The following is a 26,571-nucleotide window of genomic DNA, read 5'->3' as shown; positions in this document are numbered from 1 at the left end:
ATTGAGGCCCAGCTTTCGGGGCGCAAACTCGAAAGACGCTTAGCTGTCTGACCAGGCGCTGCGCAAATGATGCAGAACGAGAGACTTAACGGCGATTGTGCCCGACTCCGAACCAAGTACCGCGGCCCGAGGCCCCTCGCCAGGAAACGCAAAGGAGGTAACTGACTCGGCACCATCGTTGACGAAGACCTCTATGGACCCGCGGTCCACCAGGATTCGCAGTCTCAGCCTTTTAGACCCGTCATAGGGGGCACCGCGATGACCTCGGTCCCCATGGGTTGCAGCTCGGCGATCAAGGACCACCCGGTGCATCAGGTCATCGTAGGCAACCAGTGTAGAGCCCCCATCCGCTGTAGCACCTAACGTCAGGCTCACTCGCTCCGAGGTTGTACGCTCCAGGTCTACTTCGAGCTCAATCTCGTAGGCCTCGGCATCTTCGAGCAGAACCCTGTCCTCATTGAGTCCCAGCTCAAAAGAGCCAAGATCCTGTGTATTGACACGAAGTCGTTCGATTTCAGCAATGGGACGGTTCTGCAGCTGCAGTTTTTCGTCAAGAGACAGCTCCCGTGGCACGGTCAGTTGACCACACCAGGCATCAGCAGCCTGAGTCGCGACCGGAATCTCGAAGGATCCCATCCAGCCGAAGAGAATGCGGCGACCATCAGGCGCTTCGAAGGTCTGCGGAGCGTAGAACTGATGTCCCCAGTCCAGCGGGCGGTAATCGGTCAACGGCTGGAAGTCTCCGCCAGGCTTCCAGTCACCGACCACGTATCCGGCATTATGGGAGTTACGAGCCTGGAAACCCTCCTTCTTGCTTCCCATCGGGCAGTACAGAATGACCCACTTATTCCCCAGCGGAAACATGTCTGGGCACTCCAGCATGTAGACGTCAGGGTCTGGTGCTCGGAATACGACACGGTCAAATGCCCAATCGGTCAGGTTCGAGGAACGGTACAGCCAAAGCTCACCTCGATTCTCCAGCGAACATGCGCCAACGATCATCCACCAGGTATCGCCGGTACGCCAGATCTTGGGATCACGGAAGTGCAATAGATCGGCCGGACCCTCGACCACGACACCCCGCTTCTCGAAGACTATTCCGTCTTCGGAGACGGCCAAGCATTGGACCTGGAGGTTACCTTCATCCTCATTGACGCCATTGCGCCAGCGGTGGCCGGTATAAAAAGCGTAGAGCTTCCCATCGTCGCCTACTACGGCCGAGCCCGAGAAAACACCATCCCTGTCCGCCTCCACACTCGGCGCGAGGGCAATCGGCTCTCTCCGCCAAGTGACCATATCTTCGCTGCTGACATGTCCCCAGTGCATCGGACCCCATTGGGCACTATAAGGATGGTGCTGGAAGTAGACTTGATAGCGTCCTCGGTAGAAAGACAGGCCATTTGGGTCATTGATCCAGCCAGCCGGGGCAGCGATGTGGTAGAGGGGGTACCAACGATCTACACGCTTCTGGCGCAGGACTCCATTGGTCTCCTTTGCCCGCTCGAGTTGTTCGGTTTGCTGTGATTTGACGTTCATCTCAGACATCTTCAAGCCTTCTTTTCGATCATGGAGCCACCCTTCGAGTCACGAACGAAGGGATCACCCTCGACGTGCTGGTCATCTCTTTTCAGAATCAACATTCCGTAGGCACCAGCAACCAGCACGATGCCCGCAATCACATAGAAAGTAGGCTGATACCCAATATCGTCACGCAAGGCTCCGAGCACCGGAGACAGGATGATGTTGCCCACCTGTGAAGCCACCTGGAACCCCACCATGTACAACGTTGCCGAGAGGGCTGGATTGAAGTGCAACGTGAAGTAGCGAAAGATTGGCAGAATACACAAAGCTACCTCGGGGGCATGGAGCAACTTGATGAACGAGATGACCACTGGGTCCTGGAAGACTGCGCAGCCCAGGATACGGAAAAACATGACAAACATGCCAAGCATGAGCGTGGTCTTGACGCCGGCCTTGCGCATCAAGATAGGCACCAGACCTAGCATGATGGCTTCCAGAAACACTTGAATTGAGTTCAATACCCCGTAGACCTGTTGGCCACGTTCCGGAGAATCGAAAAGCTGGGTGTAAAACTGCGGAAACATCTGCTGGTCAAAGACTGTATAAAAGGTCCAGGAAAGCAAGACGAAAAGGATCACTGCCCCCATTTGCGGGGAATATAGTCCCCCTACTATTTCGCGAAGGCTCGGTGTGACCGCGGCATTCGTGGCCGTACTGCCAGGCATTACCTGCCCCTTCCAGCATATCTGCACCAGCAAGCAGAGTAGGCCAAAGGCCGAACCGAACCAGAAATTCAGTTCCGGATTCACCGTGAACAGGAAACCTGCAGCCAATGCGACCACAGCGTAGCCAACAGAACCCCACATGCGAGCCTGGCCGTACTCGTAGTTATAGATACGACTAAGGCGTTCCGAGAAAGCCTCTAGCAGACCGACTGCCGCCATGAACCCGGCAGAAAGCACAATAGCTCCTGCAAATACTCCCACAAAGAATACATCTTCCAGAAGTGGGCGATAGACCCATATGGCAAAGGGACCGATAAGGGTCATGATAACGGAAGCAAAGATAACCAGATGTCGCTTGATATGAAGTTTGTCCTGAATCACGCCATAAAACAGCATGATGACCAAGGTTCCCAATGAGTTTGCTGAATAAATTGTCCCGACTTGGGCGCCATTCAGCCCGAGGCCAGACTCAGGATCGGTGAGCCAAATTTGAAAAAAGGACCACCATACTCCCCAGGAGGCAAAGAAGAGCAGGAGCGTCAGAGAGCTCTGCAGGTAGGAATGGTGCTTGAATGTCGAAGAACACAGGGCCATATTTCCGCTCCTCACTACCATTTCGAAAGAGGCCAACCCTTAGACCTCAATGCGATGCTAAATCGTTTTAGCAGGCAAATGCTAGCAATGACGACACGTTGCGTAACTCGTCATTTCGTCGAATAGCGGGACTAGAAATGAAGAAGAAGAGAATTAGTCAGGCTGATGTGGCCCGGGAAGCAGGTGTCTCAGTCACGACAGTAAATCTTGTCCTCAACGGACGACAGAACACTCGCATTTCCGAGGAAGCCGCTGAACGTGTGCGCCTGGCGGCCGAGAAGTTGAATTATTCCACCGACCCCATTGCCCGCAGCCTGCGCACAGGGCAGACCCGTTCACTTGCCTTCATTTCCGATAATGTGACCGTGACCCGCTATGCATCGGCCATGATCCGAGGTGTTCTGGATGCTGCTGAGGCGCGCGGGTACACAGTCCTCATGGCAGAGATCGGTGACCACCTGGAGCGTCAGGGAAGCATTGTGGAATCCATGCTCGAACGCCGTGTCGATGGCCTGCTTTTTGGTTTCATGAGTGCTCGGAAAATCGACCTGCCTGCCCTGCTTCCTGACACTCGAACGATTCTTATCAACGCTACTGCCGAGGGATTGCCTTCCATTCTTCCCGCCGAGCACGAGGCAGGTACAGCGGCGGTGAACTGCTTGCTGGCTGCGGGACATAAGCGTATTGCCTTCATCGGGCGATCCGAGAAAGTCTATGATCCCTATCTCTCGGTCACGATTCCCAGGCGCTATGCCGGCATCGACGAAGCCATGCAGGCAGCCGGACTATCCTTTGTGGCAGAGTTCCAGGGCCACGAGTGGGAGCCAGAGCTTGGTTACGAGGGCACCTTGCGCCTCCTGGACGACGGCGCAAAATTTACAGCGCTTCTGGCCGCCAACGATCGAGTCGCCTTTGGTGCTTACAGAGCCCTGCAGGAGCGCGGCCTGACTGTTCCCGGGGACGTTGCCGTGATGTCATTTGACGACGAGCAGCTTGCCACCTACCTGCACCCACAATTGACCACCATGCGACTCCCTTATAGAGAGATGGGTTATCTGGGCGTCGAAATGCTGTTGGCAGATGCACCCACAGAACCTGGCTCAGAGACCCTGGTTCCGATGCCTCTAGTGGAACGGAGTTCGATAATCCGGCGGTAACACGGGTCGAGGAGACAGACGTGTCAATCAACAACGCCCAAGGATCTCTCCTTGGGCGTTGTATGCAAAGCGGATTGATGTTCAGAGCAGATTAGTGTGCAGGGCGTACATGCCTACCTCAATACCCCTTCCTCCTTCAACAAGGCCAGCACCGCCTCGGCCCCCTGTTCAGGGCTGACATCCTGCAGGACCTTGCCTCCGGTACTTTCGGCTTTCGCCGCAGCCGCCTTGAAACGATCCCGGGCATTGGTCGCGGTAACGATCTTCAAGCGCTTGGGACGCGGCTTGGCAGGCTGCAATGGCCAGTTGGCCAGGCTTTCGTCTGCCATCACGCTCGCCTCCAGCTGGCGCTGCTCGATACGTCCACGACGCGCGGGGCCAAAAGCACTCTGGCGTGGCTGCGCTGCCGCAGAATCGATGCCGAGTAATGCCGGCAAGCGGACTCGCAGACGTCGACGCTGGCCGCGCGGCAATGCCTGCAGCACCGTCGTGTACCAATGGCCATCCTCCGATGCGACGTCTTCCACCTCGACCACTGCCGGCACATAAGCCCAGCCCAGCGATTCTGAGAGCAGAAAGGGCAAAAGACCGGAACCTTCGCCCTGCTCGGCGCGCATGCCACACAGGACCAGCCTCGGACCAGCCGAAACCTGGCCTGCGCGCAGATGTTCATCCAACAGGCCCAACGCATCCGAGCCTTGCGGTGCATCAATCCAGGTCAAGTTCTCAAGCCCCATACCCAGATAATCACGCAGTGCCGCTTCGGTATCCGACCCTGCCTGTTGGCCACCTTCGCCAACATGGCAGGCGTTGACCTGAGCGCCTCGCTTATCGCGAAGGCGCAATGCCAGTTCCAGCGCACGGGCATCAAGGTCCGCCCGACGCGGGCGTTCGGTGAGGGAATGCCGCCCCACCGAGACCAGCACATCGATACTCAGGGCTTGCGTGGATGCCGAGGCGGCGGATGACGGGTTGACAGAAGATGGCTCAAGCGACATCACGGACCTCCTTGAGAGCATGAACATCAGACGCTGTTGCCTGCTGTGAAGTCGCTTCACCACGCGAGGCTTCGGCCAGCGTAACCAATGCTTGCAGTACCTCAGCAGAATCACCAATCACTGAAAGATCGGCGCGTTTGACCATGTCACAGCCGGCATCACTGTTGATGGCAACCACCTTGTCACAGCGCTGGATTCCCTGCAGATGCTGAATGGCACCACTGATGCCCACCGCCACATAGACCCGAGCGCTGACCCAGGTACCAGTAGCCCCTACCTGGCGGGTACGCGGCATGAAGCCATCGTCCACGGCCACCCGGGATGCCCCTTCCGTAGCCCCAAGCACCTTGGCCGCCTGATGGAAACCCTCCCAGTCGCGAATACCATTGCCTGCGGACAGAATGAACTCGGCCTCGTCCAGGGCGATGGCAGACGGATCCACCGCCACTGCTCCCAGGTCTTCAATGGATGAGCCGATAATGTCGCCGGTTCCTTCATTGGCCTGAATGGCCACCAGATCCAGCCCACCCATCTCGGCGGCGGCATGACGAGTTTCCACAACTGGCTCAGCACATTCAGCCAACGCGATGGCCACACGGGGCAACGGGCGCGGCTGATCCCAGCGCCCGGAACCAGACCGACACACGCAACTCCATCCCGAGGAAGCTTGCTCATCCTCATCCACACGCCACAGACCACAGGCCGGGCGTTCACCAAGCTGCACAGAGAGACGACGTCCCAGATCACCGCCGCCGAGCACGGTGTCGGGCAACAGCCAATGACGCGGCAGCAAGGCAGCTTCCAGGGACATCAGCGCAGCAAGGCGTTCCTCCGGCGCATATCCAGAGGCTATCGGGAAGCGCACAACGCGGTCCGCGCCAGCTTCATCGAGGCCTTCGGGAAGGCTGTCAGCGAAGACAACGGCAAGTACCGCCCCTTGCTCGACCCCTGGCTGATCCGCCAGCCGCCGAGCCAGACCAAACAGGTCACGATCATGCTCTGTCAGACGACCACTGCCAGTATCTGGCACTACCGCGACAAAGAAGTCCGGCTCGGCAATATCCACCTGCCGGCGATTGTCCTGTCGCGCCGTGTTGCCAGCCCTGCCGCGCAGGCTGTCCGCCGCGCCTACCTGGGCACCGCTACGGTCGATACGCTTGCGACCGTTGGGACCGATGAAGCCCACGGCATGGGGATTGCGGCGCATGCGGCCATTGGGCCCCATCCACTCGATGGCAGCGACTGACGCACCTTGGCCAAGGGCAGCAAGCGCCTGTTCATGTTCCGGGTGCAGGCGATTGCGAGCAATCCACTCAAGACGTGGATCTCTCCGCACCCGATCCTGGTTGGACGAACTCATGGGCTCACCTCCACGACTTGAGGCTTGGCAGCACGTTCTTTTCCGGCAGCGTCCTCGCTGATCAGCGCATCTGCCACCAGTTCAGCAATGTCACGCACCTGGGCAGTGGCATCCACAACACCCTCGAGCATGGCAGTACACTGTGGACAGCCAACCGCGACCAGCTCTGCTCCGGTTTCCGCGACATCCTGCATGCGCATATCGGGAATCCTGCGTTCACCAGGAATATCGGTAATCGGCGCACCACCTCCGCCGCCGCAGCAACGTGAACGGAAACCCGAGCGCTGCATCTCGTTCAGCTCGATGCCGAGTGCCGTAAGCACCCGTCGCGGCGCTTCATACTCGCCATTGTATCGGCCAAGATAACAAGGATCGTGATAGGTCACTGAGCCGCCTTTCCAACTGCGCAGACTCAAGCGATCAGCCGCCATCAGCTCATCGATGTAGGTACTGTGATGGCGCACACGATAGTGGCCGCCAAAAGCGCCATACTCGTTGCTCAATACATGGAAGCTGTGCGGGTCACAGGTAACGATGGTCTGGAAACGATACTTTTCCAGGGTCGCGATGTTCGCTTTGGCCAAGCGCTGGAAGGTTGCTTCATCGCCCAGGCGACGAGCCACATCTCCGCTATCGCGCTCTTCGTCTCCGAGTACAGCGAAATCCACCTCGGCAGCACGCAGAACCTTGACCAAGGCACGCAGGGTGCGCTGGTTGCGCATGTCGAAGGCACCATCACCCAACCACAGCAGCACATCGGCCTGGCCAAGATCACGCATCAATGGCAAGGAAAGATCTGCAGCCCAGTGCATGCGCGCTGCTGGCGCATAGCCGTTGGGGTTGTCAGTGGCAATCAGGTTATCGATGACCTCCGAACCCTTGCCCGGAGTCTGGCCTTGTTCCAGCGTCATGAAGCGGCGCATGTCGACGATGGCATCGACGTGTTCGATCATCATCGGGCACTCTTCGACACAGGCACGGCAGGTCGTGCAGGACCACAAGGTGTCTGCGTCAAGCAATGCACCACCCGCCTCGACCACGATCGGGCCAGAGGGTGTTCCCTGGTGCTCACCAACCGCCTTGCCAGGATAGGGTGATCCGGCATAGGCCGCATCGCTGTGGCCAGTCATGCCCAGCACCATGTCCTGAATCAACTTCTTGGGGTTGAGCGGCTGACCGGCAGCAAAGGCCGGACACACTGCTTCACAGCGCCCGCACTGTACACAGGCATCGAAGCCCAGGCGTTGGTTCCAGGTGAAGTCTTCGGGCGTTGCCACACCCAGTGGTGCAGTTTCATCTTCGAGGTTCAGCGCCTTGAGTCCTGTCGAGCGATGGACCTTGCCCTCGCGATCGGACTTGCGAGTGGAGAAACGCTCCGCCCGGCGGTGAAAGGCCAGATGCAAGGCGCCAGCAAAGGCGTGCTTCATCGGCCCGCCCCAGGTCATGCCCAGCAACAACTCAGCCAGGCCAAGTCCAAGGGCGACCAGCAGCACAGCGGCCAAGGCCCAACCAATCACGCCAGAGATCAACCCCTCCGGCAGCAGGCCAAGATTGGCCAGGGCGATCAGAAAGACACTGCCTGAAAAGGCCTGCAGGCTTTTCGGCAAACGCATCCACGGACCTTTCGACAACCGTGCAGGAGGATGGCGACGACGCTTGGCTACCAGCCGGGCACCGACGAACATCGTGGCACTGAAGACCAGCAACAGTACTTCCAGCACCGTCTCTACGCTGCCAGGCAGCGGAACCAGGTATACCACCAGCAACAGAGCCGCTGCTGCAACAAAACCACCTGCCGTAGCCACGTGGGTATTGGCAAAGACCTTGTCACGCGCCACGACATGGTGGAGATCGACCAGATAGCGACGTGGCATGGCCATCAGCCCGGTAAGCACCGGGACCGACGACGGCCTGCCCCGCCGCCACAAAGCAATGCGCCTGACTGCACCGACCACAGCCAGCGCCAGCACTGCCAACAGCAACAGGGGGAGAAGAGTATTCAGCATAGCCAGTACCTCAGGCAATTCAGGCAGCAAGAACGTCGGTTGAACCGGAAGCCGTAAGCCGTAAGCCGTAAGCCGTAAGCCGTAAGCCAGCAGTCTCGAGTAAAGTGCACAGCGCTGAACTCTTGCCAGGCCAATGACTCAACAGTGGCTATTGCTAGGTTTTACTTACAGCTTAAAACTCATTACTTACGGCTCTCGATCTCGATTAGACGTCCTTGCACAACCGCAACGCATCATAAATTGCCGCATGCGTATTGCGCGGCGCAGTGCAGTCACCAAGACGGAACAGGACAAAGCCTTCGCCATTGCCGAGCTTCTCCAGGCACGGCTGGGCTTCGGCCGCATAAAGCGCTTCCAGATCCACCTGGCCGTGGTTGAGAGACCCTGCCTTGAGCTCCAGATACAGCGCCTCATCCGGACGCACGCCATTCTCCACTACCACCTGATCGACCACTCGCTCTTCCTGGGCGCCGGTATATTCGTTCTCCAGCACGGCCACGAGCTTGTCGCCTTCACGGTAGACCTCATGCAGCATGAGATCGCCGGTCATGATGACTTCCTTCTCGTAGAGGCTGCGGTAATAAGTGGGGAACGTGGTACCGCCTACGGCAGCACCCGGCTTGATATCGTCGGTGACGATCTCGACTTTGGCCCCTTTATCCGCCAGGAAGTCAGCCGTGGAGACTCCGGAGAATTCACAGATGGCGTCATAGATGAGCACGTTCTTGCCTGGCGCCACCTTGCCGGAAAGGATGTCCCAGGTACTCACGACCAGGCTCTTTTCCGGATCGGCGTCATAGCCCCATTGCGGATACTGAGACAGGAACGGCTGCCCGCCCGTGGCCAGCACCACCAGATCGGGACGCAGGTCCTGGATGGTAGCCACGTCGGCACGAGTTCCCAGGCGCAGATCGACCTGGAGGCGAGCCAGTTCCAGCTGATACCAGCGGGTGATACCGGCAATCTGGTCGCGTTGCGGCGCCTTGGCTGCCAAGGTGATCTGGCCACCCAATGCATCTTCGGCCTCGAACAGGGTCACTTCATGACCACGCTCGGCCAGAACCCGGGCTGCTTCCATGCCACCGGGGCCACCACCGACCACCACGGCACGGCGCTTGGCGCCTTCCGTCGGCTCGATGATATGCGGCAGGCCCATGTACTCGCGGGATGTGGCAGCATTCTGGATGCACAGCACATCGAGACCCTGATACTGGCGGTCGATGCAGTAGTTGGCGCCGACACACTGCTTGATCTGATCGACCTGGTTCATCTTGATCTTGGCGATCAGGTGCGGGTCGGCGATGTGCGCACGGGTCATGCCGACCAGGTCCACATAGCCACCTTCGAGAATGCGGTTGGCCTGAGTCGGATCCTTGATGTTCTGGGCATGGATCACCGGCACACTGACCACTTCCTTGATGCCTGACGCCAGATGCAGGAAAGGCTCCGGTGGATAGGACATGTTGGGAATGACGTTGGCCAGGGTATTGTGCGTATCACAACCAGAACCCACCACACCGAAGAAGTCGATCATGCCGGTGGCATCGTAGTAGGCCGCAATCTGCTTCATGTCGTCGTGGGTGAGACCATCGGGATGGAACTCATCGCCACAGATACGCAAGCCGACCACGAAGTCATTACCGACTTCGGCACGTACCGCCTTGAGCACTTCCATGCCAAAGCGCATGCGGTTCTCGAAACTGCCGCCCCATTCGTCTTCACGCTTGTTGACGCGCGGGCTCCAGAACTGGTCGATCAGGTGCTGGTGGACCGCAGACAGCTCAACGCCATCCAGTCCGCCTTCCTTGGCTCGGCGTGCTGCCTGAGCAAAGTCACCAATGATGCGCCAGATTTCCTCTTCTTCGATGGTCTTGCAGGTAGAACGGTGGACTGGCTCACGAATGCCGGAAGGTGACAGCAATGTCGACCAGTCATATCCATCCCAACGGGAACGGCGTCCCATATGGGTAATCTGGATCATGATCTTGCCACCGTGCTTGTGCACGGCATCAGCGAGGTTCTGGAAGTGCGGGATGATGCGGTCGGTGGACAGGTTGACCGAACTCCACCAGCCCTGGGGGCTGTCGATGGATACAACGGAAGAACCACCGCAGATACACAGGCCACAGCCACCCTTGGCCTTTTCTTCGTAGTACTTGACGTAACGCTCGCTGGTCATGCCACCATCGGTGGCATAAACCTCAGCGTGGGCCGTGCTGACCACCCGGTTACGGATGGTCTGGCTGCCAATCTGGATCGGTTGGAAAATAGCATCAAAAGCCATGTCAGACTCCTCGACCCTCGCCGGTCTGTTGCTGGGTGGCAGTCAAGGGTTGCACCTCGAAACGGCCAACCTCACATCCAGGCTCAGCAGCGCTCTGGGTCTGCAGTGCCACGGTACGCAGCGAGCTGCCACGAGCCTCCAGAATCTGGTCCAGGGCACCGGCAAACCAGCCGGTAAACATGTACTCGATCTTGCGTCCGACCTTGCCAAGCTGATAGACGAAGGCGCTGTGCTCAAGGCGCACCGCTGCAGTCCCCGCATCGAGATCAATGGCTTCAGTGATGAAGTGGCCCCAACCACGCTGGGACAGGCGCTTCATGTAATGCTCAAAAACTGCTTCACCTTCGAGGCCGTGCAATTCAGCCTCTTTCTCACACCAGTGCCAGGCACTCTTGTAACCGGCGTGATAAAGAATCTCGGCATAGCGCTCAGCCCCCAGGGCTTCCTCTACTGCCACATGGTTATTGATGAAAAAGTGCCGTGGTACGTACAGCATCGGCAAGGCGTCGGTGGTCCACACACCTGTCTCGACATCCACTTCAATCGGCAGCTCAGGGGCCATCTTGGTCACGGTTGTTACCTCTAAATATCTTGTTGTGGCGGATGAACAACACCCGACTTCAGCACTCGATTTCAATAAGGAGAAGTCAGGCTTATTCGCCCCAGACGTCCTTGAGAACTCTTACCCAGTTCTCACCCATGATCTTGCGCACCTGCTGCTCACTCATGCCGCGACGGAGCAGGGCCTCGGTGAGGTTGCCGAACTCTCCAATGGTGCGAATGCCCTTGGGGTTGATGATCTCGCCAAAGGAGGTCAGGCGACGGGCATAACCCTTGTCATGGGTCAGCCACTCGAAGAAGTTCTGGTCGTGGCCCTGGGTGAAGTCGGTACCGATACCGATGGCATCTTCACCAACGATGTTCATCACGTACTCGATGGCTTCGACATAGTCATCGACAGTGGCATTGACGCCAGCTCGCAGGAAAGGCGTGAACATGGTCACACCAACGAAGCCGCCGTGATCGGCGATGAAGCGCAGCTCTTCATCGGACTTGTTACGCGGATGTTCCTTCAGCCCTGAAGGCAGGCAGTGGGAGTAACACACAGGTTTCTTGGACTCGAGGATCACTTCCTGAGAGGTATTGCTGCCGACATGCGACAGGTCGCACATCACCCCGACGCGGTTCATTTCAGCGACGATTTCCCGCCCAAAACCGGACAGGCCGCCATCACGCTCATAGCAACCGGTGCCAACGAGGTTCTGGGTGTTGTAGCAAAGCTGCACGATACCCACGCCGAGCTGCTTGAAGACTTCCACGTAGCCAATCTGATCTTCGAAGGCGTGGGCATTCTGAAAACCGAAGATGATGCCGGTCTTGCCCTCTTCCTTGGCGCGACGAATGTCGGCAGTGGTGCGCACTGGACGCACCAGGTCACTGCACTCCTCCATCAGCGCGTTGGAAGACACAATGTTGTCTACCGTCGCCTGGAAACCTTCCCAGACGGATACCGTGCAGTTCGCCGCGGTCAGGCCACCAAGACGCATGTCCTCGAACAGCTCACGGTTCCACTTGGCAATGACCAGACCGTCGATCACCGTCGCCTCACGGTGCAGAGAAGCAGCATCCCCGGACTGCCCCTGACCTTGGGTCGAGGGTGTTTGGGTGGCCGGGGGCTGAGTTATAGGAGAATTCATCGCGATTATCCTGTCCGGTGAATGGGGCTTGCGCCCAAAGGACGCGTCATGCCGGCAGGATAGCGCCGCCTTCAGTACTTCCGGCTCCTGATAGCGACGGCCAGAATTCCAAAAACGTCATGGCCGTCGGTCAGAGACCAACGGCCATGAAATGAGACGAGAGAGATGAGAAAGGCTAGCAAATGGCGTCAAGCCGGAATAATCCGGCAAGTACCGTAGGTCGGCTCCCCACGAGCATGCTCCAGCGCCGCCATGGCCTGGGAGATAGGTTCCAGATTCTTGCTGTGCAATGGTGCTGGCACGGGCTCAGGCACGGCCGCGGCAGTCATTGCCGGCGTGAAGGCACTCCAGCCCAAGCGTTCTTCGCGTGGTGGAAAGCCGAAGAACTCGCGATAGCACTTGGAAAAGTGCGGCGTGGAAACGAAGCCACAGGCCGCCGCAATGTCGATGATCGACATCGATGTCTGCTTGAGCAGCTGACGAGCCCGATTCAAGCGCAAGCGCATGTAATAGCGCGAGGGAGAACACTTCAGGTTACGCTGGAACAGCCGTTCCAGCTGACGACGTGACAGGTTGACGTAGCTGGCCAGTTCATCGAGATCGATGGGCTCTTCCAGGTTCGCCTCCATCAGGGTGACAATCTCCTGGAGGCGTGGCTGGGTAGTCCCCAGGACATGCTTGAGAGGAACGCGTTGCTGATCCTGCTCACTACGCACTCGATCGTAGATGAACATGTCCGAGATCCCCGCCGCCAGTTCACGACCATGATCACGCGCGATCAGTGTCAGCATCATGTCCAGGGGGGCGGTACCACCGGAAGCAGTGAAACGCTCTCGGTCGATGGAAAACAGCTTCGATGTCAGGGAGATTCCAGGGAAATCCTCCTGCAATGCTGCCTGGCACTCCCAGTGGGTGCTGACTTCATAGCCTTCCAGCAGCCCGGCCCGGGCCAGGGCCCAGGCCCCGGTACATACCGCGCCGAAGCGGCTTACGTGACGGGCCTGGTGACGCAGCCATGTCGCATGCTGCGGCTTGACCGTACGCGTCGGTGCAACACCTCCGCAGACCACGATCATGTCCAGCGACAAGGGCACTGACGTCGATGCATCCGGTGTCACGGTCAAACCATCGCTGGCCTGCACGACGGCTCCATCCAGGCTCAGGGTATACCAGCGATATAGCTCCTGGCCGGAAAGCTGGTTGGCCATCCGCAGGGGATCGATCGCCGACGCCAGAGAAATCAGGGTGAAGTCATCCAGCAGCAAAAAGCCAATGGTCTGGGGCGCGGTGCCTCGCGGCATCGCGTTATTATTCACGGTCATGGTCACCTCCATCGTGGCTGGGATACCGCAGTCTGCTAATCCGCCACCTTTCTGGTGTTGTTATTAGGTCAGTATGCAGCCCGCCGGGAGGTATCGCTCGATGGATAGAGCCAGTCGTTGCGACCAGATCACGAGTCAGGAGTTTTGCCGACGAGTTCAAGCGAAATGTATTCTGGAACGGTGCAACAATGCACAGCAAAAATTACTATCGCACGACCACAACATAATGAATTGCGACAATGATGTCGCTTCTGGAACATTACAGGTCGCCTGAGAGACGCTCCACCTCTGCACAAACCTCTGTTGCATGGGGGAAAATCGATAAAAAAACCTGTTGGAACAGAGGTCCCAACAGGTTTTTCTCAGACTTTATTGCTACTTATCTCTACTACTTTGGGTTTATCGCCTGCGTGACATGAGCAAGCCCAGGCTCTTATCGCGCAAGCCTAGTCGCACAAACCTAGCGCTGGGCATACAAGCGTTCCGCATGATAGCGCAGATGATCATCGATAAAGCTGGCGATGAAATAATAGCTGTGATCATAGCCAGGTTGACGGCGCAGAGTCAGCGGGTGGTCATGCTTGGCGCATACGGCTTCCAGACGCTCCGGGCACAACTGCTCTTCAAGGAAGTCATCCGCTTCACCCTGATCGATGAACAGCGGCTGGCGGGAAGCCCCTCGAGCCACCAGTTCGCAGGCATCGTATTGGCTCCACTGACTGATATCGTCCCCCAGATAGGCATTGAACGCCTTGCGTCCCCATGGCACCTGTGTGGGATTGACGATCGGCGCGAAGGCCGATACCGAACGATAGTGGCCAGGACGGCGCAAGGCCATGATCAAGGCCCCATGCCCCCCCATCGAATGGCCGCTGATCGATTCCCGGCCATTGAGCGGGAAATGCTGATGTATCACCGAAGGCAATTCTTCGGTGATGTAGTCATACATGCGATAGTGAGCCGACCAGGGGGCTTGGCTGGCATTGACATAGAAACCAGCACCGGAGCCCAGATCATAGCTATCGTGTTCACCGGCCAGGTCCGTCCCCCTGGGACTGGTATCAGGACACAGGATGGCAACACCCAGCTCCGATGCCAGACGGTGGGCACCGGCCTTCTGCATGAAGTTCTCGTCGGTGCAGGTCAGCCCCGACAGCCACCACAACAATGGCACTTTCTGAGTCTCCGCCTGAGGAGGCAGATAGATGGCGAAGGTCATCTCGCAATCCAGTGCCCGCGAGCGATGACGGTAACGCTTGTGCCAACCGCCATGACTGCGATTGGCACTGACCAGTTCCAGTTGTTCGGATATCGACATGGGAGCACTCTCTGATAACAGTCGGTTCAGTGGCATTCACACGGATAGAAGGAATCCACGCATTCCTGGCACTTGAATTCTGAACCTTGAACCCGGGGCTCTGAGTTCAGATCCCCGGGAGTTCAGGCTCAGAAATGCAGCACAGTGCGAATGCTCTTGCCAGCATGCAGCAGGTCGAAGGCTTCGTTGATCTTCTCGAACGGCATGTCGTGCGTGATAAATTCATCGATCTTCAGTTCGCCATTCATGTAGCGATCCACGTAGCCTGGCAGTTCACTGCGGCCCTTGACACCACCGAAGGCAGAGCCTTTCCACACCCGTCCAGTGACCAGCTGGAATGGACGGGTAGAGATTTCCTGGCCGGCACCGGCAACCCCGATGATAATCGACTCGCCCCACCCCTTGTGACAGCACTCCAGGGCAGAACGCATGACATTGACGTTGCCGATGCATTCAAAGGAATAGTCCACGCCGCCATCGGTCAGGTCGACGATGACCTGCTGAATCGGGTCGCTGTAATCCTTGGGATTGACGAAGTCGGTCGCACCGAACTGGCGTGCCAGCTCGAACTTGTCCGGATTGACGTCAATGGCAATGATGCGCCCGGCCTTGGCCATCTGCGCACCCTGGATGACTGCCAAACCGATGGCACCCAGTCCGAACACGGCAACGGTGGCGCCCGGCTCGACCTTGGCAGTATTGAGTACCGCGCCAATACCGGTGGTCACGCCACAACCCAGCAGGCAGATCTTGTCCATGGGGGCTTCCTTGGACACGACTGCCAGGGAAACTTCCGGCACCACGGTATATTCACTGAAGGTGGAGGTGCCCATGTAGTGATACAGCGACTTGCCTTCCAGGGAGAAGCGAGAGGTGCCGTCCGGCATCACGCCCTGACCTTGAGTCGCTCGCACTGAACCACACAGGTTGGTCTTGCCGGAAAGGCAGAACTTGCACTTGCCGCACTCGGCAGTGTAGAGCGGAATGACATGATCGCCCGGCTTGACGCTGGTCACACCCTCGCCCACCTCCTCGACAATGCCAGCACCTTCATGGCCCAGCACCGCAGGGAACAGACCTTCCGGGTCCGACCCAGACAGCGTGTAGGCATCCGTGTGACAGACACTGGTGGCAACCATGCGCACCAGCACTTCTCCAGCCTTGGGCCCCTGCACGTCGATTTCTGTGAGCGTAAGAGGCTTGCCCGCTTCCAGAGCAATGGCGGCGCGAGATTTCATGTGTTTCTCCTGACAAGATGGATGATGCATATGCTTCGCAGTCTAGCCCCCATGGCAGACTAGGATAAATAGCATCAACGGCATAACATTGTTGCCATATTGCAATAATGGAAAGGTCGTCATGCATCCTTGGGCCGGCATAGAAGCCTTTGTCGAGGTCGTCCGCCTCGGCTCTTTCGCCAATGCAGCTCAGCGTCTCGGAGTCTCCAGCTCCCATGTCAGCCGTCAGATCGCTGCCCTGGAAAAGCGCCTCGACGCGCCACTGCTGTACCGCACCACGCGGCGTATTCGCCTGACGGAAGCCGGCCGTCTGTATTACGAGCAATGCGATGCCTTGGTGGATGGTTTTCGCGATGCCGATGCGGTACTACGCGACTTCGAGGCCCGGCCCCGAGGAGAAATCGCCCTGACCTGTGCTACTACCTTTGGGGAGCGCTATATTGCTCCGTTGATCAATGACCTGCTTGCGCAATATCCACAGCTCAGCGTGCGCCTGCATTTCACCAACAGGAAAGTGGACTTGATCGAGGAGGGTTTCGATATCGGTATTCGCATGGGCGCACTGGAGGACAGCTCGATGATTGCCCGCCGCCTCACCGATCGCCGTGAATATGTTGTCGGATCACCGGACTACTTTCAGCACTACCCACAACCCCACACGCTTTCAGAACTGCGACGCCATCGCTGTCTGCATGGCTCCCGGGATCGCTGGAGATTTGCCGTGGACGGCATCGCGCGGGAAGTCACCGTTCGAGGACCATGGCAGGCCAACTCGGGGCCAGCGCTGCTCGACGCCGTACTCAAGGGCCTGGGGCTGGCTCAGCTTCCGGATTACTACGTCGAACAGCATTTGGCCAAAGGACAACTGATCTCTGTCCTCGACGCTTACCGCCACAGTGACACCGGAGTCTGGGCCGTGACACCTCACCACCGCCAGCGCTCACCCAAGGTACGTCTGGTCATCGACTACCTTGCCGAGCAACTGGCCAGGCACTTGCCGCTACGCAGCCCTGAGCGCGACTGAACAGCCTTGAGCGAGACTGAACAGCCTTGAGCGCGACTGAACCGCCCTGAGCGTTATGAACAGCCCTGAGCGCTATTGATATTGAACCCTGGACACCAACAAGAAACCCCAAACAGCGCTCTAGCAGATTTCCATCCGCTTCAAGGCCATTCGGGGCGAGGAACTCACGACGCCATGTGCCGGTGATGGCACCTGGCGTTTAGGCTATTTGCTGTTGCAGCTCGGTACGCCGTTGGTGAAGAAATCCTTCGGCACAAAGCGAGCCTCGGTGGTGATCAGGTTGTTCTTCTCATCCCAGACCATCGGCTTGTCCCAGATCAACTCACCTTGCGGCGATACCTCCAGGACACGACCACCTTCCGCTTCGGTAAGCAGGATATTGCCATCCGGCAAGGTCTGATGCTTGCCGCGACGCCAGCTATAGAACGGCACCTGATCGGAACCAGTGAAGACGGTTTCGACAGCCTCCCTCCCTTGCTCGCTGGGACGGATCTGACGAATCTTGGTAGCCCCTGAACCTGTCGCATTGTCGAATACAGTGATGGTGCCATCAGGCTCGAAATCCGGGTCGTGCTGCTTGAACCAGGGGCCATAGTGCCACCACTTCATTCGCCCGGTATCGGGATCAACAACAGTGATGAGATTCAACTCACGCATACTGAGCAAGACATCGCCTGCTTCGAACATCGGGAAGGCATCTGCCATATCTGCACGCAGAGGTTCGGCATCATTGATATGAAATGGATCGGGCAGACGGCGGATTTTCTCACTCGCGCTTTCAGGGGTGCGAGTACGGATATCGAGCATGGCCTGCTGCATACCACCATTCGCAGGAACCATGTCCTCTTTGATATCCAGCCGTTTCAGAACATCTCCGGTGTCTTCATCGAGCCATGCCACGCCATCTTTAAACGGGGTCACGATATGCCCTTCACCATCGCGGGTAATGGAATGGTGGTAAGCACCGTTCTGCACCCACATCGGTTCACCACAGGCATCGATTCGGGCAATGGCATTACCGGCATCGAAAGTCAGGATCAGCGAGCCATCTTCCATGACCTCCATGCCATGCAACATGACATTCTGCGGTTCATGCTCGGTATCAAGCTTGTCGTAATGAACCGGCCAACGGAACACCTCGTTGCCGTCGTTATCGAACAGGCGGACCACGTGGAATGACTCATCCTGGTTCTCGTTCAGGCCAGCGATGAGCACATAGCCATCCGCCGAGAACTTTCCGGATTCACTGCGATCCGGTCCGGTATCGGTATCAGCACCACCCGGGTCCACAAGATGCCGGGTCGGCTCCAGGCCATAGTCATTCTTCCAGTTCTTGGCGATATCGGTCAGTGTGCGCTGTGCAAGCTCGACCTGTGGAGCAGGAAACCAGTTGCGCCAGGCCGCGAAAGCGCCATAAATCACAGCAATGACGACCAACGACACAATGAAGACAATAGAACCTATACGGTCAGAAAAAGACGATTTCACAGAGCAGACATCCTTTCATTCAGGGGCACTCGCACTCAAAGAGCCCGTTCCTGGAGTTGTGCATAAAGATCATTGGCGCGCTGCACCAAGTCGGCAGAAGCATTGGGCAGTTCAGGAGAAGCACCAGGTGCCCGGAACATCTCAGAGGCCGCATTGAAAGCCTCACGATGCTCAACCCCCAGCACCTCAGCAAGCATCGGCAACTGAGTCTCTGGGTCGCGGCTCAGTGCAGCATGGTCAACAAAGGCAGACTCAGCAGGAGCCGTGCTCAACACATGTTCATAAGCCGCGATCCAGTAACGCAGCCAGTAATCAGCATGCTCAGCACCTTCTGTACCTTGCGGAGCCCCAGGAAAGGCAATGGGGCGCAGTGCGGCACCAAACTCGAAATGTCCAATCCCTTCCATGTACTGCCGGGCAAAACGATCACGCGAGTGAAGATCAGCAAAGCGCTGGTGCTGGCGCATCAATGATGAAATCTGTGACGCAGGATCGCGCACGGGGATCACTATCTGGGCCTCGGGAAACGCGGCATCCAGTAGTGGCAAGCGAGCAATATTTGCATTGTTCTTCGATACATAACGCTGCGAACCAGGCACACTGGCCACGATCTTGCGCATATGTCGAGAAAGAAACTCTTCGAATTCAGGGTTGCGATCTTCTGCCCCCCAGAGCTTGATGCCCTTGTCAGTGTAATGTTCACGCCAGAAAGCCATCCAGACCATTTCCTCGAAGGCTTCTGGACTATCGAAGTCCACTGCAATCCCATCGCCATGCGCACGCTCGGACTTTTCGCCCTTCTTGCGGAACATGCTCGAAAAACGTCCCCATAATAATGGCGACATGGTGAATGGCATGTTGCGATAGGAAGCCGAGGCAAACTCCTCCTGGCGGGCCAGCAGTTCCAGAAGGATGGTCGTCCCGGCACGCGGCAGCGAGGTCACGAAGACCGGCTTGCCCACTTGGGTCTCGGCTAGCGTACGCTTCCAAAGCTTGTCTTCGAACGACGATAGCGCGATCTGACGAGATGGTGAGGAAAAGGCGTAGTTATGCAACGCCTTGTCAATCGCGGAATACGGTACTTCTTCACGAGAAGCCGTGGCATCTTCTGCCGTTTCAGTGTCCGCTTGCGGGCTTCGTTTCTTCAATTTGCCACTGAGAACCCAAAGCACAATGGCACCCACGGAAGACCACAGGATGAATGACCAACTGGTGGCAATCGCCATCACTTGATCTGTAGTGAACAGGTCAAGCGCATCTCCAGCCAGAACAAACAGCGCAGCAGCCACACAGGCTGCCACGCCAATGGCCAAAAGAATGAAGAACGTTTTCATCAAGGAAAGGGACGCACGCTGAATGCTCTTTTCCTTGATGTCATCACTCAGATCGGGATCCGTGATCACGCCCATTGCATCCTGGGCCACCTTTATCACCTGCAAGGCATGGCGCTCTGCTGCCAGCACACGCAACACCATGACAAAGGCAACAAGCCCTGCAATCAATGCAGCAAGCGCCATTATTGGGAACCTCGTGAATCATCAGAGGCTTCCTCGGCCTGCACATTTTCCTGAGTACTAGCCGTACGCTTCTTGCGCATCAACCGCTTCAGCGGGTACCAGACGAAGCCGACTACCGCCAGCACCAGGGCCAAGATGACCGCAATCATGGTGCCGATTGCAGTAAGCCCAGCACCAGGGCCTACATAGGCAAACGCCGGAGTAGCAGCCAAGCTGGAGGAGATAAGCACCAGGCTAGCGAGACCCAGGGTTCGTTGAAAAGGGGTCCGTTGAAACATGAGAAGGCTCCTTTGAGTCAAGCAATCCTATAAATTGAATACCTCGTAAAGTGGACTATGCAGTAAACGACTTGTTCCCTAAATTCTTGCCCAGTTTTTATATGTTGCCCACTGGCGACAGGGTTAATTAAGCCCTTAAGAATCACAACCTAGTCTGACATGAAAATGGCATAAAAAAACACCTCTGAGCCAGGATCTAGTATCCAGATTCAGAGGTGTCGTTCGTCCAAAAAATGACGAAATTATCCGATCCAGCAACTTGCACAGGTCCAACAGCCCACTTACATCCAAAGCCTGCCAGAACTAAAAAATCAACTTATATTCAAAAGGTTAATAAAATATGACGATGTGTTTTCGTTCAACAGTTCATATCTAGCCGACAGTCCGCACAAATTCAGTTACTTGAACAAGAAGCACCTGAATGTAAAACACTTTTCTGATAGGCCCACATGAACCGATTTATATAGACTGTCTTCTTCCTCAACATTCGATGGCATTTACCGCCAGGCCGCCTCGCGAAGTTTCCTTGTATTTCTCCTGCATATCGGCGCCGGTATCACGCATGGTACGAATCGCCTGATCCAGAGATATAAAATGATCGCCATCTCCTCGGCACGCCATCAATGCGGCATTGATGGCTTTTACCGAGGCAATTGCATTGCGCTCGATACAGGGAACCTGAACCAGGCCACCAACCGGATCACAGGTCAGGCCAAGGTTATGCTCCAGGCCGATCTCAGCAGCATTCTCCACCTGGGGAACACTTCCTCCCATGACCTCCGCCAGCCCTGCCGCTGCCATGGCGCAGGCCGAGCCGACTTCTCCCTGGCAGCCGACCTCTGCCCCGGAAATGGAAGCGTTCTTCTTGCACAGAATCCCGACGGCGGCAGCAGTAAGCAGGAAATTGACCACATCCTTCTCGCATGCGCCAGGCTGAAACTTCATGTAGTAATGCAGCACTGCCGGGATGATCCCTGCTGCGCCGTTGGTCGGTGCAGTCACCATACGTCCGCCAGCAGCATTTTCTTCATTCACCGCCAGCGCGTAGACATTGACCCAATCCATCGCCGAGAACGTGGAAGCAATCAGGCCGGCATCATCGGACATGGCTTCCAGGCGACGATAGAGAGCGGCAGCACGACGCTTGACGTTGAGGCCACCAGGCAGAATGCCTTCATTTTGGACGCCCCGTTCGACACATGCCTGCATGGCCTGCCAGATATCCCATAGGCCTGCGCGTATTTCAGCTTCCGGGCGCCAGGCCTTTTCGTTCTCCATCATTAGCTGGCTGATTGACATGTCGTGCAGACGACACAGGGCCATCAGCTCGGCGCCGCTGTTGAAGTCATACGGCAACGCCGTATGGTCAGTATCCAGGGAGCCTTCCTGGGCCTGAGCCTCATCGATGACAAAGCCACCACCGATGGAATAATAAGTTTCACGACGCAACTCTTCGCCATGCCCCTTGGCGACCAGCGTCATGGCATTGGGATGGTAAGGCAGGTTTTCTTCGTGCCACAGCAAGTCACGAGCCCAAACAAAAGGCACGGTTACATGCCCACCCAGCATCAACGTCTGGCTTTCAAGCAGTTCCTCGATGCAGGGACCGACAATAGCGGGATCAATCGTATCGGGACGCTCACCCATCAATCCCATGAGCGTCGCACGATCAGTGGCGTGGCCCTTGCCGGTAGCAGACAACGAGCCATAAAGATGTACTTCAACACCGGCAACACGCTCAAGCAATTCATCGCGACGCAGGCCAGCGACGAAGTCATATGCCGCCCTCATCGGCCCCACAGTGTGAGAACTGGACGGTCCGATACCGATCTTGAACAAGTCGAACACGCTGATCGCCATGGGGAGAGAACCTCTTGTTATTGCTGCCGGGAGGGTGTCTGAGACACTTTTCATAGGTTATTCAGGGATGCACGGTCATGCCGCATGGGAAAGGCTATCCATCAATTTCACTAAAGCCTGTTGTTACTCCCTCCCTCTTTAGCGCTATGATGGATCTCATCAAGCCGCACAACAACATAGAATATCTGGCTTGTGCTATAGCTCAGCTAAACCATAATTGGAGCGTATCACTTCCCCATGAGTCGCCTGCTTAATGCCCAGACCCACGCCTGGCTGAAAGGCTTTGCCGTGAGTGCTCGCCATCTTTCCTTTACTCGTGCAGCCGAGGAACTGCACGTGACGACGGGCGCCGTCAGCCAACAGATCAAGCAACTGGAAGATCGCCTTGGGTTCAAGCTGTTTCTGCGCTTGCCACGCAGGCTGGAACTGACAGAGGAAGGCAAACGCCTGGCGGCAGTGGTGGAAGATGCCTATCAGTCCGTAGGGCTTGAAGTGAACCGCTTGCGCAGTGGCGTCATGAGCGGTGTGATTCGATTACGCTCAGTACCGTCTTTCCTCAACAAGTGGCTGATGCCGCGCTTACCGCGCTTGCAGGCGCGCTTCCCCGACATCGAGCTGCATATCACCTCTGAAGATAGCAACATCTCCCTGCGTGACGGCAATTTTGACCTGGCCATCGATCTCAACGATGGCCAATATCCAGGGTTGACCATCACCCCCCTGATGGAGGAACGCATCTTCCCGGTATGCTCGCCTGGCCTTTTACGCGGTCGCCCCCCCTTGCGCAAACCCGAGGACCTGGCCTGGTACCCACTCCTGCATGACATTACCGCCTGGCGTGGCAGCCATGAATATGGCGAGTGGCACCACTATCTCTCAGCCATTGGCGCCCCACCCATCAACCTGGAACGTGGTTATACCTTCAACCGCAATCACCTGACCATGGCAGCAGCCATTGCCGGCATGGGGGTCGCCATTGCCCGGGAAACACTGATCACAAGCGAGCTGGATAGCGGCGCACTTATTGCCCCTTTCCGCACCCGCGTCGACACTGGTAAGCACTATGGTATTGTCCATTCCAGTGGCGCCCTGGATGACCGCCGAGTCAGAGCCGTACACGACTGGATCGTGGAAGAAGCACAACGCTGACCTTGATAGGCGAGGCTTTAGCGCCTTGCCTTGAAGCCTTGTGCCAGCTATCTCTTGTACCAGCTATCTCGCGCGCCAGCTCCCTCTTGCACTAACTATCTCTGCATTAACTATCTCTTGCGCCTCGGCAAGATAACCCCTCAATCCAAAATAACGATTCAGCAAAGAAATGTAACTAAGGTATAATAGCCGGCTTTCAAATCCCCTTTGGAGGCCAGGGATGTCAAAATCGCCCACTTCTCCACCCCCTACCATCAGCTTTCGCCAGACATGCCTGCGAGCCCTTGTTTATCTGCTGGGCATCGGCGGCATCATGCAAGGCGTGCTATGGGAAGCCGGACTGTCACCGGATATCCGCTTCAGCGAACTAGGGTTCACCGAGATCACTCAGTCAATCCTTCTTCTGAGCTGCTGCTTGCTGCTGCTCTATACCCGCCAGGTTCTCGGCGCCCTGCCCAGGGTCACATTGCTGATGCTCGGCCTTCTGGGGAGCGCCCTTATCCGTGAGCAGGATGCCTTCCTCGATATCTATGTGTTCGATGGCGCCTGGCAGACACTGGTCACACTACTGGTGCTACCAATTCTCTACCAGACCATCCGCTATCGGCATGCCTTCATGAAGGAGTTTGAGAGCTTCTCCGACAGTTTCGCCTTTGGCGTGTTCGCTTCCGGCTTTCTGTGCACCTTCGCCTTCTCTCGCTTGTTCGGTCGCGGGGTCATGTGGGAAACCCTGCTTGGCAATAACTACGACAGGATCTTCAAGGATGCCGCCGAAGAAGTGGTCGAGCTATTCGGCTATGTGCTATTGCTCTACGCGGTCATTGAACTGTGCCTCTGGGCGCGACGCCGGTTTGCGGCTTCCAGCGAACAGACACCCGCTCCTCAATCGCAAAGCGATCTCGTGCTACAGCAACAGCAGCAGAAGAAACAATGAGAAGAAGTTGATGTGAGCTCAAGAACGAGTTGGCAAAGAATCAGCAACCCGATACGACAATGCCCGTGGAGAGATCCACGGGCATTGTCATTTTCAGCAGCGTGCTTTCAGCATCGCCCTCGACGTACGATCATTCGTCGAGGAAAGACCGCAGCGGCTCTGAACGTGTTGGATGACGCAGTTTACGCAACGCCTTGGCTTCGATCTGGCGGATACGCTCACGAGTAACGTCAAACTGCTTGCCGACCTCTTCCAGGGTGTGATCGGTATTCATGTCAATACCGAAGCGCATGCGCAACACCTTGGCTTCACGTGCGGTCAGGCCACCTAGAACGTTGCGGGTCGCTTCGACCAGCCCCTCGCCCGTCGCCGAGTCGATCGGCAGGATCATGGTAGCGTCCTCGATGAAGTCACCCAGGTGCGAGTCGTCATCATCACCAATGGGCGTCTCCATGGAGATCGGTTCCTTGGCAATCTTGAGTACTTTCCGCACCTTGTCTTCCGGCATTTCCAGACGCTCACCCAACTCTTCCGGAGTCGGCTCACGCCCCATTTCCTGCAGCATCTGACGGGAAACGCGGTTGAGCTTGTTGATCGTCTCGATCATGTGTACCGGAATACGAATGGTACGCGCCTGGTCAGCAATGGAGCGAGTGATCGCCTGACGAATCCACCAGGTGGCATAGGTCGAGAACTTGTAGCCACGACGGTATTCGAACTTGTCGACTGCCTTCATCAGACCGATGTTGCCTTCCTGAATCAGGTCCAGGAACTGCAGGCCACGGTTGGTGTACTTCTTGGCAATGGAGATTACCAGGCGCAGGTTGGCCTCGACCATCTCCTTCTTGGCCCGACGAGCCTTGGCTTCACCAATCGACAGTCGACGGTTGACTTCCTTGATCTCGCTGACCGGCAGGCAGACCATCTCCTCTTCGAAGGCGATCTTGCGCTGGGCACGCTGGACGTCCGCGCGCAACTCCTCCAGCCCCTCAGCATAACGGGCATTGGCGGCGATGAAGTCATCCAGCCAGTCAAGCCGGGACTCATTACCAGGAAAGACCTTGATGAAGGTCTTGCGCGGGACCTTGGCCTTCTTGACCAGCAGCTGCATCACCGTCTTTTCCTGAGCACGAACCTGCTCAACGCTGATGCGCACCTGCCCCACCAGACGCTCGAAATGCTTGGGTACCAGCTTGATCGGGGAAAACAGCTCGGCCAGACGCGCCAGCTCTTCCTGGGCCTCGGCAGACCCACGCCCCTTGGATTCGATGATGGAGCTTACAGCCGCCATCTGCTCACGAATCTGCTCAAAACGGGCGCGAGCCTCTTCCGGATCGGGGCCACCACCAGCGTCATCTTCTTCGGCGGCATCGTCGTCGTCATCGCTATCATCGTCCACGGAGGCAGTCTCGCTTTCCTCGGGGAGATCAGCCTCGGCCACACCAGGAATTCCCTCGTCGGGGTCGATGAAACCGGAGAACAGGTCAGACAGACGGCCAGGTGCTTCTTCATCCTGAGTCGCATCATAGGCATCGAGGATGGACTCTACCGCTCCAGGCAGGTAGGCCAGCGCGGACATCACCTCGCGGGTACCTTCCTCGATACGTTTGGCAATCTCGATCTCGCCTTCGCGGGTCAGCAGTTCCACCGTTCCCATCTCACGCATGTACATGCGTACCGGGTCGGTGGTGCGGCCCACGTCACTCTCTACTGCTGCCAGTGCTGCCACGGCCTCCTCGGCAGCGGATTCGTCGGTTGAATGGTCCGACATCATCAGGGTATCTTCATCGGGAGCCTCTTCGACAACGCTGATACCCATGTCATTGATCATGCCGATGATATCTTCGACCTGATCTGGATCGGCAATATCTTCGGGAAGGTGGTCGTTGACCTCGGCATAGGTCAGGTAACCCTGTTCCTTGCCGCGCGCGATCAACTCCTTCAGACGTGACTGCTGCTGCGCATTTCCAGCCATAGAAACCCTATCTCGACGAAGAAGAATGAAGCACCTGAAGCACTGAGGAGAAAAAACTCGATAAGCAGAACAGTATAGCGCTTAGGGCCCTATCTCTGCCAGCGAAATGTGTTTGCTCTATCATCC

General features: G+C 57.1%; 20 protein-coding genes. 4 read left to right on the top strand and 16 right to left on the bottom strand.

The features are described from left to right. Positions 1 to 39 precede the first annotated feature (39 nt). Complete coding sequence (locus tag E4T21_RS03795) at positions 40 to 1,536, bottom strand: glycoside hydrolase family 32 protein (protein ID WP_149283652.1); 1,497 nt, start codon at positions 1,534 to 1,536, stop codon at positions 40 to 42. An 11-nt stretch (positions 1,537 to 1,547) separates the two neighbouring features. Next, positions 1,548 to 2,840, bottom strand: coding sequence for an MFS transporter (locus E4T21_RS03790; RefSeq protein ID WP_149283650.1), 1,293 nt, complete (start codon positions 2,838 to 2,840; stop codon positions 1,548 to 1,550). A gap of 137 nt (positions 2,841 to 2,977) precedes the next feature. Here E4T21_RS03790 and E4T21_RS03785 point away from each other — a divergent pair, with 137 nt between their 5' ends. Further along, on the top strand, positions 2,978 to 3,997 hold the full coding sequence (locus E4T21_RS03785) for a LacI family DNA-binding transcriptional regulator (RefSeq protein WP_149283648.1): 1,020 nt from the start codon (positions 2,978 to 2,980) through the stop codon (positions 3,995 to 3,997). A 113-nt stretch (positions 3,998 to 4,110) separates the two neighbouring features. On the opposite strand, the gene E4T21_RS03780 is transcribed toward E4T21_RS03785, so the two are convergent. The 9 genes from E4T21_RS03780 to E4T21_RS03740 form a co-directional block, all read right to left on the bottom strand. Further along, positions 4,111 to 4,995 (bottom strand): adenine nucleotide alpha hydrolase family protein, encoded by an 885-nt coding sequence (locus E4T21_RS03780; protein WP_149283646.1) that lies wholly within the window; start codon positions 4,993 to 4,995, stop codon positions 4,111 to 4,113. After that, positions 4,985 to 6,355 (bottom strand): electron transfer flavoprotein subunit alpha/FixB family protein, encoded by a 1,371-nt coding sequence (locus tag E4T21_RS03775; protein ID WP_149283644.1) that lies wholly within the window; start codon positions 6,353 to 6,355, stop codon positions 4,985 to 4,987. Before E4T21_RS03775 ends, E4T21_RS03780 begins: the two co-directional genes overlap by 11 nt. Continuing rightward, positions 6,352 to 8,361, bottom strand: a complete 2,010-nt coding sequence (locus E4T21_RS03770) for a (Fe-S)-binding protein (RefSeq protein ID WP_149283642.1) — start codon at positions 8,359 to 8,361, stop codon at positions 6,352 to 6,354. Before E4T21_RS03770 ends, E4T21_RS03775 begins: the two co-directional genes overlap by 4 nt. Before the next feature lie 205 nt (positions 8,362 to 8,566). Further along, positions 8,567 to 10,645: a dimethylglycine demethylation protein DgcA gene (gene dgcA, locus E4T21_RS03765; protein WP_149283640.1), complete on the bottom strand. Its 2,079-nt coding sequence runs from the start codon at positions 10,643 to 10,645 to the stop codon at positions 8,567 to 8,569. 1 nt (position 10,646) lies between these two features. Next, positions 10,647 to 11,216 carry a 4-vinyl reductase gene (locus E4T21_RS03760; RefSeq protein ID WP_149283637.1) on the bottom strand — a complete coding sequence of 190 codons (570 nt, stop codon included), beginning with the start codon at positions 11,214 to 11,216 and terminating at the stop codon, positions 10,647 to 10,649. Between the two features lie 82 nt (positions 11,217 to 11,298). Continuing rightward, positions 11,299 to 12,342, bottom strand: a complete 1,044-nt coding sequence (locus tag E4T21_RS03755) for a dipeptidase (RefSeq protein WP_240349276.1) — start codon at positions 12,340 to 12,342, stop codon at positions 11,299 to 11,301. Positions 12,343 to 12,530: 188 nt separating this feature from the next. Beyond that, positions 12,531 to 13,664 carry a choline metabolism transcriptional regulator GbdR gene (gene gbdR / locus E4T21_RS03750; RefSeq protein ID WP_149283635.1) on the bottom strand — a complete coding sequence of 378 codons (1,134 nt, stop codon included), beginning with the start codon at positions 13,662 to 13,664 and terminating at the stop codon, positions 12,531 to 12,533. 460 nt (positions 13,665 to 14,124) lie between these two features. Then, positions 14,125 to 14,982: an S-formylglutathione hydrolase gene (gene fghA / locus E4T21_RS03745; RefSeq protein WP_149283633.1), complete on the bottom strand. Its 858-nt coding sequence runs from the start codon at positions 14,980 to 14,982 to the stop codon at positions 14,125 to 14,127. Positions 14,983 to 15,110: 128 nt separating this feature from the next. After that, positions 15,111 to 16,220, bottom strand: a complete 1,110-nt coding sequence (locus E4T21_RS03740; protein WP_149283631.1) for an S-(hydroxymethyl)glutathione dehydrogenase/class III alcohol dehydrogenase — start codon at positions 16,218 to 16,220, stop codon at positions 15,111 to 15,113. Positions 16,221 to 16,341: 121 nt separating this feature from the next. Between E4T21_RS03740 and E4T21_RS03735 the strand changes: the two genes are divergently transcribed. Then, positions 16,342 to 17,244, top strand: a complete 903-nt coding sequence (locus E4T21_RS03735; protein WP_149283629.1) for a LysR family transcriptional regulator — start codon at positions 16,342 to 16,344, stop codon at positions 17,242 to 17,244. Positions 17,245 to 17,448: 204 nt separating this feature from the next. On the opposite strand, the gene E4T21_RS03730 is transcribed toward E4T21_RS03735, so the two are convergent. The 4 genes from E4T21_RS03730 to E4T21_RS03715 form a co-directional block, all read right to left on the bottom strand. Then, the gene (locus tag E4T21_RS03730) at positions 17,449 to 18,732 is read right to left on the bottom strand and encodes an arylsulfotransferase family protein (protein ID WP_149283627.1); all 1,284 of its coding nucleotides are present in this window, start codon (positions 18,730 to 18,732) and stop codon (positions 17,449 to 17,451) included. A 35-nt stretch (positions 18,733 to 18,767) separates the two neighbouring features. Then, entirely contained in the window at positions 18,768 to 20,249 is a 1,482-nt protein-coding gene (locus tag E4T21_RS03725; protein WP_149283625.1) for a sulfotransferase, read from the bottom strand. Continuing rightward, the gene (locus tag E4T21_RS03720) at positions 20,249 to 20,527 is read right to left on the bottom strand and encodes a hypothetical protein (RefSeq protein ID WP_149283623.1); all 279 of its coding nucleotides are present in this window, start codon (positions 20,525 to 20,527) and stop codon (positions 20,249 to 20,251) included. The genes E4T21_RS03725 and E4T21_RS03720 overlap by 1 nt, the downstream gene beginning before the upstream one ends. A 480-nt stretch (positions 20,528 to 21,007) precedes the next feature. Continuing rightward, positions 21,008 to 22,387 carry an L-serine ammonia-lyase gene (locus E4T21_RS03715; protein ID WP_149283621.1) on the bottom strand — a complete coding sequence of 460 codons (1,380 nt, stop codon included), beginning with the start codon at positions 22,385 to 22,387 and terminating at the stop codon, positions 21,008 to 21,010. 237 nt (positions 22,388 to 22,624) lie between these two features. Between E4T21_RS03715 and E4T21_RS03710 the strand changes: the two genes are divergently transcribed. Both E4T21_RS03710 and E4T21_RS03705 read left to right on the top strand, forming a co-directional pair. Beyond that, the gene (locus E4T21_RS03710; protein ID WP_149283619.1) at positions 22,625 to 23,536 is read left to right on the top strand and encodes a LysR substrate-binding domain-containing protein; all 912 of its coding nucleotides are present in this window, start codon (positions 22,625 to 22,627) and stop codon (positions 23,534 to 23,536) included. 220 nt (positions 23,537 to 23,756) lie between these two features. Continuing rightward, positions 23,757 to 24,470 (top strand): hypothetical protein, encoded by a 714-nt coding sequence (locus E4T21_RS03705; protein ID WP_240349275.1) that lies wholly within the window; start codon positions 23,757 to 23,759, stop codon positions 24,468 to 24,470. A gap of 130 nt (positions 24,471 to 24,600) precedes the next feature. Here the strand turns inward: E4T21_RS03705 and rpoD are convergent, their stop codons facing one another. Beyond that, positions 24,601 to 26,445 (bottom strand): RNA polymerase sigma factor RpoD, encoded by a 1,845-nt coding sequence (gene rpoD, locus E4T21_RS03700; protein ID WP_149283617.1) that lies wholly within the window; start codon positions 26,443 to 26,445, stop codon positions 24,601 to 24,603. Positions 26,446 to 26,571: the final 126 nt, after the last annotated feature.

The organism is Halomonas binhaiensis (genome assembly GCF_008329985.2).
Classification (GTDB): domain Bacteria; phylum Pseudomonadota; class Gammaproteobacteria; order Pseudomonadales; family Halomonadaceae; genus Halomonas; species Halomonas binhaiensis.
The sequence above is the reverse complement of the archived record's forward strand: the minus strand, read 5'-3'. Positions and strand labels throughout refer to the sequence as shown.